The following is a 13,437-nucleotide window of genomic DNA, read 5'->3' as shown; positions in this document are numbered from 1 at the left end:
TGCGAGCTGGGGCGTGGGTGCGCCGTTGATGCGGGTGGAGCATCGAGGGTCCGGACAGAAGCGTCGAAAGCTCGCGTCCGCCGTCACCGCGCGTCGCGGTGCCGTATCGGTGCGGCACGGTCGGCTGCCCCGCACTCGGACGTCGGTGAGCGCGGTCGGCCTGCACTGGACCGATAGGGTGCGGGGCGTGGCTGTGTACTCCTCGTACTCCTCCGATCTCGAACTCGCCCTGCGACTGGCCGATGCGGCCGACGCCATCACCCGGGCCCGCTTCGGTGCGCTGGATCTGAAAGTCGACGCGAAGCCGGATCTGACGCCGGTCTCGGATGCCGACCTGGCCGTGGAGAAGGCGATCCGGCAGGTGCTGTCCGAGACGCGGCAGGCCGACGCGGTGCTCGGTGAGGAGTTCGGCGGCGCCGCCGAGTTCAGCGGAAGGCAGTGGGTGGTCGATCCGATCGACGGCACGAAGAACTTCGTGCGGCGGGTGCCGATCTGGGCGACGCTGATCGCGCTGCTGGAGGACGGCGAGCCGGTCGTCGGTGTGGTGAGCGCGCCCGCGCTGGCCCGGCGGTGGTGGGCCGCCGCCGGTTCGGGTGCGTGGTCGAGCTTCGAATCGGGGGCGGCCAAGGAGATTTCGGTCTCCGCCGTCGGCGAGTTGAGCTCGGCGAGTCTGGCGTTTTCCAGCCTGTCCGGCTGGCGCGACCGCGGTCTGCGCGACGACTTCATCACACTGACCGACGACGTCTGGCGGGTGCGCGGCTACGGCGATTTCCTCAGCTACTGCCTGGTCGCCGAGGGCGCCGTCGACATCGCCACCGAACCCGAAGTGTCCCTGTGGGATCTGGCCGCTCTGGACATCCTCGTCCGGGAAGCGGGCGGCCGCTTCACCTCTCTCGACGGCAAACCGGGCCCGCACGGCGGCGACGCCATCGCCACCAACGGGCTCCTGCACGACGAGGTCCGCGACCGTTTCCGGGGCTGAGCGACCTCGGACACCGGGTTAGTAGCTGTGTAGTTACTCCATCAGGATGAGGTGCGTGGTTCCGTGGAATTGGGGCGGCAGCGTTGTCTCCCAGTGGTCGATGAACCTTGTGCGGTGTAATTCTTTCGGAGAATCTGGTTATCGGCGGCACTGTCCAGGCGTTGCCGGGTGACGCCGCCGGCGAGGGTGCGGTCGCACTGGCGGATCATTGGTAGCCCACTTCGGTGTCGTCGTCCGCGCCCCAGAACTCCGGATCCTGCCAGTTGAGACAAACCGAGGCGACGAGCGTGGCGGACTCGTCGCGCCACATGAACCATTCACCACCGGACTCGCGGCTCGCCTGCTGTCAGAAGCAGTGCCCGCCCGTTATCTAGCCCCGTACAGCTCACGTCAGTTGTTGTCAGCAGTGTTGCTGGTCGCTTGGACCTGACGCATTAGCTGTGTGGCTGTCAGCGCTTTGCCGTAGCGTGCGGTGGCGCGGGAAGCGGCAGAAGAGTGCATTCCGTGTCAGGCTTGCCGCACCGAGTCGTTGGCAGCTGTGAATCGACGCTCCGGGCAAGATCTGGGATGGTCGATTGGCCGAACACTAAACGGCGGAAGTGCCGAAGAGGGCGGTGTCGGCGAGTACCTCGTCGATGAGGGTCGGCGACAGGCCGAACGTGCGCTGGGTCAGGCTCGAGTCGAGCACGTCGGGGTGCTCGAATTGGTAGAGCATTTCGATCAGTTCGGCGGAGATCGGGTCGGTCGCACCCGCCCAGGCCAGATCCACTCTGGACATCGGAACCAGCTGTGGCTCGGGCGCACCCGCGACCTTCGCCAGCCGGGCCACCAGATCGCGCAGCGACATCACCGTCGACGGCACATGCCAGGCCCGGCCCCAGGCGCGGTCGTCGCGGGCGACGGTCGCCAGGGTACGTGCGACATCGTCGACATACGACCAACTCTTGAGCGCGTCCGGATCGCCGGGGTACGAGGCCGGTTGTCCCGCGATCACTTTCAGCGTCACCAGGAAGTTGAATACCGATCCGGCGTCCCGGCCCAGATAGCTCGCCGCGCGCACCTCGGTGACGCGCACCCGACCGGCGTCGTGCGCGGCGAGCGCGTCGAGCCACATCCGCGCCCGAACAGCGCCTTTTGCCGCGATTGGGGACATAGGTAACCCCTCTGTCATCGGTCCGTCCACCAGACCGTAGCCGTAGGAATTGCTCAACGACACATAATTGGCGTCCGCAAGTTCGGCCGCGGCCAGGAGGCTCGTGGCGATCGGCGGGAAGTCCGTGGGCCAGCGGTCGTAGGCGGGCCAGGTGGTGTTGATCAGGGTCCGGGCGCCCTCGGTCAGGGCGGCGAGCCCGTCGGCGTCGGTGGTGTCGCCGACAACCCGTTCGATCGACGGATGCTCCGGACCGAGCCCGCGCCGGCTGACCAGACGGACCCGGTCGCCCGCCTCGGCCAGCAGCAAGGCGGTGCGGCTTCCGGTACTTCCGGCGCCTGCGACGACATGTAGGGACATCGAATTCCTCCTCGATTCGAGCCGCCCCGCAGCGACCCGTTCCCACTGTGCCGAGCAACGTTCGACTAGGGTAGTGGCCAGAATGCCACATATCCCAAGGATCGAGCCATGCATCGTGTCGTCGTTCTCGCCGTGCCGCCGGTGACCACCTTCGACCTGGCGATCCCCGAGATGGTATTCCCCGCGGCACGAGTCGACGGCGAGCCTGTCTACGAAGTGGTCGTATGCACCCCCGACCCCGGCGCGGTCGCCGCATACACCGGGCGTGCCGTGGTGGTCGACCACGGCCTGGAGCAGATCGCGACGGCCGACACCGTTATCGTCACCGGAACCGGAGCACGCATCGAGGGCGACCCTCGCGTGCTCGATACCCTGCGCGCGGCCGCTGCCGCAGGCACGCGCATCGCCTCCATCTGCACCGGTGCGTTCGTCCTGGCCCAGGCTGGCCTCCTGACCGGGCGCCCGGCCACCACCTACTGGCTGTATTCGGCCGAGATGCGCGAGCGCTTCCCCGACGTCGACCTGCAACCGGACGTGCTGTTCGTGGACGACGGCCAGATCCTCACCTCGGCCGGACTGGCCGCCGGACTCGACCTATGCGTGTACATCGTGCGCCGCGACCACGGCGCTACGGTGGCCAACGCTGTGGCCCGCCTCGCCGTCGTCGCGCCTCTGCGTCCCGGGGGCCAGGCGCAGTTCATCGAGACGCCACTGCCGCCGGAAACCGGAACCTCACTGGCCGAAACCCGCGCCTGGGCGCTGCAACGACTCGACCAACCACTCACTCTCCACGAGCTGGCCGCCCACGCCCACGTCAGTACCCGCACCCTCACCCGCCGGTTCCGCGCCGAAACGGGATCCAGCCCCCTGCAATGGCTCCTGCACCAGCGCGTCGACCGCGCACGCGAACTGCTGGAAGCCACCGACCTGCCCGTGCCGGAGATCGCCCGCCAGTCCGGACTGGGCACAGCGGAATCACTACGCCTGCACCTGATGCGGCGACACGGCCTCACCCCCAGCGCGTACCGCAGCACCTTCAACCGCCGCTGAACAACTCGTATCGGACCGCTGCCGCCAGCAGGCTCGTCCGGGCCGTCGACAAGCCGTCCGGACAGCCGGCTCGCGGCGACTGGTCGGACTGTCCTGCGGCGACCATCGTTGCGGGCTTTCCAGCAGCTGGCCAACGCACACTCATCGGCATGAGCGTGCATTCGACGGGCATGCTCAGCCAGCGAGACACGCTCGTCAGTGACGCCAGATTTCACTGACGCCAACGGACCTCAGCCTCGTCGGCCGACGTAGTAGTCCACCGATAACCGACGTCGGAATTCACCAGCGTAGCCAGCAAACGCTGACAACAGCTGACGGCAGAAACCATCAAACATGCAGTTCAGAGCCTGTCGGGGCTCGATAACCAACGACCAGGAGATCGGTGGCGCAATGCCTTGCGGCCGATATGCGTAAGCCCGGCTTATCCGGTTTTGCCCGGTGTCGCAGGGGTGATGTCGAACCCTGCCGGTGGGCGCAGGCGGCGAAGGGTGCCGTCCATACTGGTGACGAACAGCGACCACGAATCTCCGTCGCGAGCGATGCGGACGGAGGTGGCGCCGTCCGGTGGGTTGCGTACGGGGCCGGGCTTGATCAGGCCGGTGATAATCGCGCAGGTCGCGCCGGTGGCCATGTCCACCTGGTAGACGGCGCCGAGAATGTGATCGGCGACGAACAGGGCTCCGGCGCGGGTGGCCTCCATATCGTCGGGTACTGCGATCAAGTCGGGGATACCCGAGACGAGGGTCGGGTGACTGGGGTCGTGCAGCGGGACGCGGTAGATCTGCAGGGTCATCGTGTCGACGTAGATCGACTCGCCGTCGGCGGCGAGCGCGATGCCGTTGGCCGGCGGCAGGCTCGCCCAATCCCGCTCGTACTCGTTTGTCGCGGGCCAGTAGCGAGAGATGCCGGTCGGACCGCCGAGGCCGATGGTGGTGAACAGCAGGCTGCCGTCCGGCAGCAACAGCAGTCCATTCGGACCGTTCAGCCCGGTGAGCAGGATTTGCACCGTGCCGGTCGTGGTGTCGTAGCGCTGTAGCGTGCCTGGCGGTTCGCTGAGTCCGTCACCGGTGAGGAAGTAGACGTACGGTCCCGCGACGCGCACTCCTGCCGGACGCCACAACCCCGTTACCAGCTTCTCCATCCGGGCGGCGCTGTCGACGTGCGCGAGGTACCCGTCCATGATCCCGGTGACGTAGAAGCCGCCACGCCCGTCGGAGTCGAGGTTCTCCAGATTGCCGACACCCTCTACCACCGTGGTGGCTTCCCACCCCTCTGAGCACATGGTGGGGATTGTCCCCGCCTGCGACGTCGGCATGGCCGCCGCGATCCCCGCGAATACGGCTGCGGTGAGCACCGCCGCCCGAACTCGATTGCTGCCCGTTCCTGTTGCCATGAAAGTGAACGTAACAGCGTCGAACGATGCGGCCGACTCGACGGATTACCACGGATGGATGAATCCGCATGTCAACGGATCGGGGTCGGGCAGGCGACGTTCGGTTATCCACATGTGGAGAACTAGTGGGTCGAGCACGGTGAACGACGAGACGTACCCGTACCGCCGCGGGCGAGCGCTCGTAGGATGGGCCGGGTGAATTCCCCCGATGACTTCGCGGCTGTGGCGATGGACGGCGAGCCCGGTGTGGACGCCGGATCCGGTGCGGCGCAACAGGTTCTACGCCGAGTCTTCGGCTACGACAGCTTCCGCGGCGACCAGCACGAGATCGTCGAGCACGTGGTCGCGGGCGGCGACGCACTGGTCCTCATGCCGACCGGCGGCGGCAAGTCACTCTGCTACCAGGTGCCCGCCCTGGTGCGTCCCGGCGTCGGGGTGGTGGTCTCGCCGCTGATCGCGCTGATGCAGGATCAGGTGGACGCGCTCAGTGCCCTCGGCGTGCGCGCGGGCTTCCTGAACTCTACCCAGTACCCCGACGAGCGCCGGATGGTGGAAGCGCAATTCGTGGCGGGGGAACTCGACCTGCTGTATCTGGCGCCGGAGCGGCTGCGCCTGGAATCGACCGCAAAGCTGCTCAATCGGGGCAAGGTCGCCTTGTTCGCCATCGATGAGGCGCACTGCGTCTCCCAGTGGGGTCACGACTTCCGCCCCGATTACCTGGGCCTTTCCATGCTGCACGAGCGGTGGCCGGACGTGCCGCGGATCGCGTTGACCGCGACCGCCACCGAGAAGACGCGCGACGAGATCATCCAGCGCCTCGACCTCGGTTCGGCCCGTCGCTTCGTCGCCAGTTTCGATCGACCCAATATCCAGTACCGGATCGAGCCGAAGAACCGGCCCGAGCGTCAGCTGCTGGAATTCATCCGAACCGAGCACCCGGGGGACGCGGGCATCGTCTACTGCCTCTCGCGCAACTCGGTGGAGAAGACCGCCGCTTTTCTCACCGAAAACGGCATCACTGCCGTGCCGTATCACGCTGGCCTGGACAATCGCACGCGTGCCGTGAATCAGTCGCGGTTCCTGCGCGAAGACGGTCTGGTCGTCGTGGCGACTATTGCGTTCGGGATGGGCATCGACAAACCCGACGTGCGCTTCGTCGCACACCTCGACCTGCCGAAGTCTGTCGAGGGCTACTACCAGGAGACCGGTCGCGCGGGCCGAGATGGGTTGCCGTCCACCGCGTGGATGGTCTATGGCCTCAGCGATGTGGTGCAGCAACGCAAACTGATCGAGGCCTCCGACGGTGACGCCGCCCACCGCCGCCAGCTCCAACTGCACCTGGAGGCGATGCTCGCGTTGTGTGAGACGGTGAGTTGCCGCCGCACCCAGCTGCTGGCGTACTTCGGCCAGCCCGGCCTGCCATGCGGCAACTGCGACACCTGCCTGTTGCCACCGCAATCCTGGGACGGCACCGTGGCCGCGCAGAAGCTGTTGTCCACGGTTCTGCGGCTCGAGCGGGAACGGGGCCAGCGTTTCGGCGCGGGCCATATCGTCGACATTCTGCTCGGTAAGAAGAACCAGAAGGTACTGCAATACGACCATCACGAGCTGAAGGTCTTCGGCATCGGCACCGATCTGCGCGATACGGAATGGCGCGGCGTGGTCCGGCAACTGCTCGCCTGTGGCCTGCTCGCGGTGCACGGTGACTACGGTGTCCTGACGCTCACCGAGGCCAGCAGCGAGGTGCTGTTCGACGGGCGCCAAGTGCTGCTGCGTCGGGAACCCGAACGAGCAGCCAAACCCGCGCGCGCCGCAAAAGTGGGTAAATCCGCAGCCGCCGAGCTGCCGTCCGCCGACGTGCCGCTGTTCGAGAAGCTGCGCGAATGGCGCGCGGCCACCGCCAAGGAACAGGGCGTCCCGGCATACGTCGTCTTCCACGACGCCACCTTGCGCGAGATCGCGGCCCGCAAACCCGCGAGTCTCGCTGATCTCGGCGGAGTCGGCGGCGTCGGCGAGAACAAGCTCGCGAAGTACGGAGAGCAGGTTCTCGAGGTGCTCGCCGCGGGGTGAGCCGTCCACGGGTCACCGCACGTCCGGTTACCGATGGGCGCGGTCGGGTCCGCGAACGACTGTGGAGGACAGCGTCAGTGGCAGCGACACGCCCATGAGTTCCCACTGTGTTGCGGCGCGCGAGAATTGCAGCGTGTCGCCGTCGGTGCGGCTACCGTTCCGGTTATGGCACCGGGTGATGGTCCCAGCGACGACGGGGCCGACATTTCTACCGGCTCTCCGGGAGGCGAACCCATGGACGCGCCGCCGTACGTTCCCAGCAGGAGCGATCCATCCGTGGAGGGTGTGTGGCTGCGACATGGGGCCGCGCCGCTGCCGCACAGCCGCGGTGGGCCGAGGCTGTCCACGGTGGTCTTGGTCGGCGCGTTCGTCGCGGTCCTCGCGCTCTACATCGTGCTGCACCAGGGCGGTTAGCGGTGTGCGACCTGCGGGAATATTCCGGTTGCCGCGTCACTTAGAGTTGACCGTTATGAAGGAGAAGGGGCGTAAGGTCATCGCGACCAACCGCCGGGCGCGGCACAACTACACGATCCTGGATATTTACGAGGCCGGGATCGCGCTGGTCGGCACCGAGGTGAAGAGCCTGCGTGAGGGCAAGGCCTCGCTCGTTGACGCCTTCGCGACGGTGGACAACGGCGAGGTGTGGCTGCGCGGGCTGCATATTCCCGAGTTCAGCCACGGCACTTGGACCAACCACTCGCCGCGCAGGGTACGCAAATTGCTCCTGCACAAGCGCGAGATCGAGCGGCTGGTCGGCAAGTCGCGCGAGGGCAACCAGACCTTGGTGCCGCTGTCGATGTACTTCTCTGACGGCAAAGTGAAGGTCGAGCTGGCCCTGGCCAAAGGTAAGCAGGACTACGACAAGCGTCAGGACCTGGCCCGGCGCACCGCGGAGCGCGAGGTCACCCGCGAGCTGGGACGGCGGATCAAAGGCATGAGGTGACCGCCGGACTCCGGGCTGTGGCCACTGTTCATGCAGCGCGCCGCCGCCGGAGTCGTATGGTTGGCCATAGGGGAGTTCCGGCGGCTGCGCGAACCGCTGTGGTCGGCCAGGTACTTCGGCGTGCTGGCCACGATCGGCAAAGTGGTGCTGCTATACGAGGTCTACGGCTTGCTGTCGCTGGTGAGCGTGATCGGCTCGCGGTACCCGCCGACCGTGCTGCTGGTGATGGTGCCGCTCGGTGAGCAGGTCCATCGCCAGCGGCAGGTCGGCTCGGTCCTTGTGTCGGCCGCGGTCGCGCTCATCGCCGCGGCCTGGTAGGCGGATCACCGGGTACACGGTTCGTGGATAGCGATCCGCTTCAGTGTGGGACTCTGGTAGTCGGCGACCACCGTGTGCGAACCGAGCGACGTACTCGGATCGGGCACGTTGACCATCGCACGCTGCACCGTGACGTCGGGTTCATCGCGCCCGTAGATCTGGGTCGCCGCCATGCCTTCGGAATCCACGGTGAGCCCGTCGAGCATCTTGCGCAGGGTCGGCCGGTCGAGTGCGCCCGACTCGGCGGCCTTGGTCAGCAGCGTCTTCAGCGGATAGGAGAAGCCCCAGCCGAGGTTATAGCCGAAGTTGGTCGGTTCGCTTGGTGCGGCGTTCCTGGCGCGTTGGGCCCCGATGCTGTTCCCGTCCCAGCCGTCGAACGGCGAGGTGTAGTTGTACAGCGTGGTGAGTGCCTGTGCGGCAGGTGTTTTGAGCAACGCGCTGTTCCAAGTCGGTGTGGAGCCGAGGAAACGGCCGGTGTAGCCGTCCTTCGCGAGTTTGCTGACGATCTCGGCGGTTTCAGCCGGCCCGGTGGCCAGCAGGACGAGATCGGGTGGGTTGGCCATGATCTCGGCAACCGGGAAGTCCTGGTTACCGACCTCGCTGTTGGGACCGGTGTCGATCCGTGAGGCAATCGTCGCGCCGTTGTCCAACGCCCACTTGAGTGCCCCGCTGGCGTAGTCGCCGCCGTAGTTGCCGCGGTAGGCGACCACTCCGAGCGTGCGCGGTTGGTAGTGGTTCTGCGCGAACCAATCCAAACCGAGAACGGCTTCGGTGCAGTACGAAAAGCCGCCGTCCAGCACGAGGTCATGGTCGGTGGAGCGATATTGCCAGCCCGACCAGAGCGTGCCCGCCGCCGTCACCAGGTTTGCCTCGTCCATATCGTGGAGAACCGCGAGCGTCTGCGCGGTACCGAAACTCATCGCGAGCGCGAGCACGTGCGGTGCTACGTTCTCGAATTCCGTGACGTGTTTGCGTGGGTCGTAGGCGGTGTCGCGGGTGTAGGTCGCGATGTCGATCTCGTAGCCGCCGATACCGCCCTTCTTGTTCACCTCGTTCCAGAACGCGAGTTGCCCGTCCTGCATGGACCTTCCGAGCGGTGCGAAGGGGCCGTTGTTCAGATCGGACAGAACGCCGAGGTAGATGCAGCCCTTGTCCTTGTGGATAGCTTGCGGGCACGGCGCGCGGGTAATGCCGGGCGTCGCGGCGGGCGCCGACGTCGAACAGGCGCCCGTCAACATGAGCCCGAACGCGAGGGGCGCGGCTACGATACGAAATAGTCGGCGACGGTTGCTGGTGAATCCCATGTCTGGCTCTCTTACGGCTGCACGCAGGGCTCGGTGAGGGAGATGCGGTCCTGGGTCGGGCCGTGATAGTCGGACGCCAAGGTCTTGGCGCCCAGCGGCGCGGTCTGGTCGGGTATCTCGATGATCGCCCGCTGTCGGGAAAGGTCGGGTTTCGCTGCGCCATAGGTATATTCGGGAATCGCTCCCTCGTAGTCGACGCGCAGGCCGGGTACCGACTCGCGGACGCCCTTGCGGCTGAGTTTGCCTTCGACCGCGGCCCTCGTCAGCAGTGCCTTCATCGGGTAGGAGAACATCCAGCCAGCGCTGTAACCCCAGGTCGAGGGCTCCACTGTCGCCGAGGCGCGCGCCTTCTTGGCGCCAACGCTTGTGCCGTCCCAGCCGTCCAGCGGCGAGGTCATGTTGTACCGTGCCGTGATCGCGGTCGCCGCAGGGCTTTTCAGCAGGCCGCCGCTCCAGGTCGGGCCGGAGCCGAGGAACCCGCCACGGTAGCCCGCCAGCGCCGCCTTGCCCATGATCTCGCCCGCCTCCGCTGGACCCGTGGCCAGCAGCACGAGATCCGCTCCCGCGGCGAGGATCTTGGCGACCGCGGCGTCCTGATTGCCGATCCGCGTGTTCGGTTCGGTATCAATCTGCGCCACCACGTCGACGCGGTTGGCGGAGGCCCACTTCTTCGCGCCGGTCGAGTAATCACCGCCATAATCGCCCTGGTAGCTGACAGTAGCGATCGAGTTCGGCTTCGCCTTTTGCTCCGCGACCCAGTCCAGGGCGATGATCGCCTCGGAGCAGTAGGAGTAACCGGACTCCAGCAACAGCCCCTTGTCGCTGTTCTCGAACTGCCAGCCCGACCATAGGGTTCCGCCGATGGCGACCATATCCTCCGAGTCCATCCGGTCGAGCATCTTCTGCGTCTGCAAGGTGCCGAGACTCATCGAGAGCGCGAGCACATGCGGTTCGATCCGCTGATACGCCTCGGAGTGCTTCTGCAGATCATAGGAGGTGTCCTCGGTGTAGGTGGCGATGTCGACCTCGTACTTGCCGCCGATCCCGCCCGCCGCGTTCACCGCCCGCCAGAACGCCAACTGGCCGTTGTTGATGTCCTTGCCCAGCGCGGCGAACGGTCCGCTCGTCAGGTCGGACAGCACGCCGAGATAGATGCAGCCTTTGCTGGTGTCGACGGCGTTCGGGCAGGGATCGGCGGTGACACCCGGTTCGACGGCTCGCGCCGAGTTGCCTCGCAGATAGGAGCAACCGGAAAGGACGAGCCCGGCGATGATGGTGAGGGCGGACAGGCGCAGCAACCTGTCCCGAATTGTCGGTACTGCCAAAGTGTTTCCTTAGTCTGAAATCGAGACCCGCTGCCCAGGGCCGAGCGGACGGCTCGTGCAGTGTAAGTCGCTTCGGCATCGGGCCGGGGCAATCGTGTGCCAGCACTCGGGAAGGCCGGGCGTGTCCGCGTCCGGCGGGGCACCGACCGTCGCCTGCTGCGCTGCGAGATGGGGCTCGTCGACGCCCGGCCCACTGGGTGCGGAGGTCAGGTTCACAGTCTGAAGCCGTCCAGATGTTGGGGTCGTGTACCCGCGAAACCGCACTGTCCGCGACTCATGCCGGGCGCGCGTCCTGGCCATCGGCCGAGACGGTCTATGCGTACCGAGCGCGCCTATTGGGCCACCGTCCAGATTGTCGGCGGCGGATCTGAGACGGTGCTCATCCTCTGAAACGCGGTTCGGCACCGCGCCTCGAGCGGTCAGGGGTTGCGCGGTGTCGATCCGGGGCGGGCCGCGATCCGGGCCGGAATCAGCGCACGAGTCAGGGTGATGGTCATGACGCCCGAGCTCGCCTCGGTGGACGCCGAGGGCACCCGAGACGGTAGGAGCGAGCTTTACGACTGGCGCGGCGGCCGCGATGTGCGACAGCGGGAGTGTGGCGCCCGCCACTGCCAAATAATGGGATGATCCGTGATCTGGGCGGTGTTAAGATGAACAGCCCGGCAAGGAGCCGGGACGTACGGGGCTGAACGGTTTCGACTTTGTACGTAGATTCAGGGGAAGCGTGTCGGTGCAGGCAAGAGACCACCGTAAGCGTCGCTGCAACCAATTAAGCGCCGATTCTCATCAGCGCGAGTACGCTCTCGCTGCCTAACCAGCAGAGCGTCTCTGTCGGCCCGGGGCATGCCCTCGGCTCCGGTGCCGGCATCAGCTAGAGGGCTCACCGTCCTACTCGGTCGCGGAGTAGTGCGGGACAACAAACAGCGACTGGGATCGTCATCCGAGCTTGTTCGCGAGACCCGGAGATCCGAGTAGAGACCTAGCGGACTGCACACGGAGAAGCCCTGGAGACGCGGCGGAGGACCCGGGTTCGATTCCCGGCAGCTCCACTCGAGGGAGACCCACGCTCATGGAGAGCGTGGGTCTTTCTCGTTTCCCAGCACAGGGGATGGTTGATGCTTGAATAGGGCAGTTACGGAAGGGGTCACACGGTGGCCTGTTAGTCCTGTAGTGAGTTGAGGATGCGATGGCGGTACCCGAGAAGCGGAGCCTCCGATGACCGGCGAGCGTTACAAGGTGATGCCCCTGAAGCATCCCGATGGATCATCGCGGGCGCTGAAGAACTTTATCGATTGGGGCGGGAGAGCGATCGAGGATTGTCTGGAGGTGCTCGGCTCGGGGGACACCACTGTGCCCGATTACTCGCAGCGATTGGAAGGCGATGGCAAGGTCATCGACATCGACGAGAAAAGCGGCGGTGTGATGGTCAAGAACTACGGCGATTTGGGGAAGGTGGTCGGCGCCGCCAAAGAGGCGATACATGTCACCGATGAAGGCGTAGACACCTCCACCTTTGCGACATCCGGAATCGCTGCGAGCGCGTTTTCCGACATCCAGGTTTATGTCACCGAGCTCAAGGATGCATTGGACAAGGCACCTGATCCGGTTCAGGATACGCCGACAAAAGAAAATCCGAACCCTCCGAAACATTTGACAGTGAGTGCCGAGCTAGGTCTCATGTCGGCCGTGGCCAAGGCTGTCGTCAACACCCATGACAAGGTCGTGGACGCCCAGGCGAAGATCACGCAACAGGCTGACGGGATCGGCGGCTCCACTCCCACCTACAACGGGAGTACTCCCTCTTACGCCGGAAACAGCTATCCGACAACTAGTGGCTACAGCGGCTCCGGCGCAGGTAGTCCGGTCTCGTACTCAGGTTCCGCCGGGAATGCCCAGCCGATATCCAGCGGCCAGAAAGCGAAGGCAGAGGAAATCTATCGGTACCTCAGGGACAAATACGGCCTGACGCACAATGAGGCGACTGCCATCCTCGGTAATATGCAGACCGAATCCAGCTTCAACACCGCCGCACACAATGCGGCTGAAGGCGCCATAGGTCTGATCCAGTGGGAAGGGGGACGGGATGACGCGCTGCGGGCTTACGCGGGCAGCCGGGTCGGTGATTGGAAGGCGCAGGTCGATTTCATGATGCATGAAGCTGCAACCTCCGAAAAGGGCAATTGGGCGAAATTTAGAAGTCGGGCCGCAATATCGCCTGCGGAAGGCGCGGCGGCCTTCGACCAATACTACGAAAGAAGCGCTGGCACCAGTCGGCAAGAGCGTGTCAACAATGCGACAGCCTTCGCGGCGTCCATTCCGAATACCACGAAAGACGTCTCCATGATGGCGTAGTTTCGTGCCGGCCGAGGCCGCTCACTCCACAGGCCGAGATCGAACCATTGCTGCCGAGGTCGATGTACCACCGCATGCCTGGGTTCGCCTGGAAGGTGCCATCGACCCTGGCTCGCAGCTGGTCGCGCATCGGCGCATCAGTCGGGACGGGTCGATGAAGGTCGGCGTGTACACGGGCGTAGTCCTGGCG

11 protein-coding genes and 1 other RNA gene are annotated in these 13,437 nt (G+C 65.7%); 8 read left to right on the top strand and 4 right to left on the bottom strand.

The window, feature by feature from the left end; genetic code table 11:
- Positions 1 to 187 precede the first annotated feature (187 nt).
- A complete protein-coding gene (gene hisN, locus OHB12_RS17535) occupies positions 188 to 982 on the top strand; it encodes a histidinol-phosphatase (RefSeq protein WP_442799807.1) in 795 nt (264 codons plus the stop codon).
- Between the two features lie 586 nt (positions 983 to 1,568).
- On the opposite strand, the gene OHB12_RS17530 is transcribed toward hisN, so the two are convergent.
- A complete protein-coding gene (locus OHB12_RS17530) occupies positions 1,569 to 2,492 on the bottom strand; it encodes an NAD-dependent epimerase/dehydratase family protein (RefSeq protein WP_327109692.1) in 924 nt (307 codons plus the stop codon).
- Positions 2,493 to 2,600: 108 nt separating this feature from the next.
- Between OHB12_RS17530 and OHB12_RS17525 the strand changes: the two genes are divergently transcribed.
- Complete coding sequence (locus OHB12_RS17525) at positions 2,601 to 3,542, top strand: GlxA family transcriptional regulator (protein WP_327109691.1); 942 nt, start codon at positions 2,601 to 2,603, stop codon at positions 3,540 to 3,542.
- 421 nt (positions 3,543 to 3,963) lie between these two features.
- Here OHB12_RS17525 and OHB12_RS17520 read toward each other — a convergent pair whose 3' ends face one another.
- Positions 3,964 to 4,935 (bottom strand): hypothetical protein, encoded by a 972-nt coding sequence (locus tag OHB12_RS17520; RefSeq protein ID WP_327109690.1) that lies wholly within the window; start codon positions 4,933 to 4,935, stop codon positions 3,964 to 3,966.
- A 228-nt stretch (positions 4,936 to 5,163) separates the two neighbouring features.
- On the opposite strand from OHB12_RS17520, the gene recQ reads away from it, so the two are divergent.
- From recQ to OHB12_RS17500, 4 genes are all read left to right on the top strand, one after another.
- Positions 5,164 to 7,005 (top strand): DNA helicase RecQ, encoded by a 1,842-nt coding sequence (gene recQ / locus OHB12_RS17515; protein WP_327121185.1) that lies wholly within the window; start codon positions 5,164 to 5,166, stop codon positions 7,003 to 7,005.
- Positions 7,006 to 7,239: 234 nt separating this feature from the next.
- Positions 7,240 to 7,419 carry a hypothetical protein gene (locus OHB12_RS17510; RefSeq protein ID WP_327109689.1) on the top strand — a complete coding sequence of 60 codons (180 nt, stop codon included), beginning with the start codon at positions 7,240 to 7,242 and terminating at the stop codon, positions 7,417 to 7,419.
- Between the two features lie 55 nt (positions 7,420 to 7,474).
- Positions 7,475 to 7,948, top strand: coding sequence for an SsrA-binding protein SmpB (smpB, locus tag OHB12_RS17505; RefSeq protein WP_327109688.1), 474 nt, complete (start codon positions 7,475 to 7,477; stop codon positions 7,946 to 7,948).
- Between the two features lie 30 nt (positions 7,949 to 7,978).
- Positions 7,979 to 8,266 (top strand): hypothetical protein, encoded by a 288-nt coding sequence (locus OHB12_RS17500; protein WP_327109687.1) that lies wholly within the window; start codon positions 7,979 to 7,981, stop codon positions 8,264 to 8,266.
- A 5-nt stretch (positions 8,267 to 8,271) separates the two neighbouring features.
- Here the strand turns inward: OHB12_RS17500 and OHB12_RS17495 are convergent, their stop codons facing one another.
- Positions 8,272 to 9,570: an ABC transporter substrate-binding protein gene (locus tag OHB12_RS17495; RefSeq protein WP_327109686.1), complete on the bottom strand. Its 1,299-nt coding sequence runs from the start codon at positions 9,568 to 9,570 to the stop codon at positions 8,272 to 8,274.
- Between the two features lie 11 nt (positions 9,571 to 9,581).
- Positions 9,582 to 10,895 (bottom strand): ABC transporter substrate-binding protein, encoded by a 1,314-nt coding sequence (locus OHB12_RS17490; protein WP_327109685.1) that lies wholly within the window; start codon positions 10,893 to 10,895, stop codon positions 9,582 to 9,584.
- A gap of 681 nt (positions 10,896 to 11,576) precedes the next feature.
- On the opposite strand from OHB12_RS17490, the gene ssrA reads away from it, so the two are divergent.
- Together ssrA and OHB12_RS17480 are read left to right on the top strand one after the other, a co-directional pair.
- Positions 11,577 to 11,947, top strand: a transfer-messenger RNA (tmRNA) gene (ssrA, locus tag OHB12_RS17485).
- Between the two features lie 163 nt (positions 11,948 to 12,110).
- A complete protein-coding gene (locus OHB12_RS17480; protein ID WP_327109684.1) occupies positions 12,111 to 13,247 on the top strand; it encodes a phage tail tip lysozyme in 1,137 nt (378 codons plus the stop codon).
- The last annotated feature ends 190 nt before the right edge of the window (positions 13,248 to 13,437 follow it).

The sequence above is a fragment of the Nocardia sp. NBC_01730 genome (assembly GCF_035920445.1).
Lineage (GTDB): Bacteria > Actinomycetota > Actinomycetes > Mycobacteriales > Mycobacteriaceae > Nocardia.
This window is presented reverse-complemented; position numbering and strand designations above follow the sequence as displayed.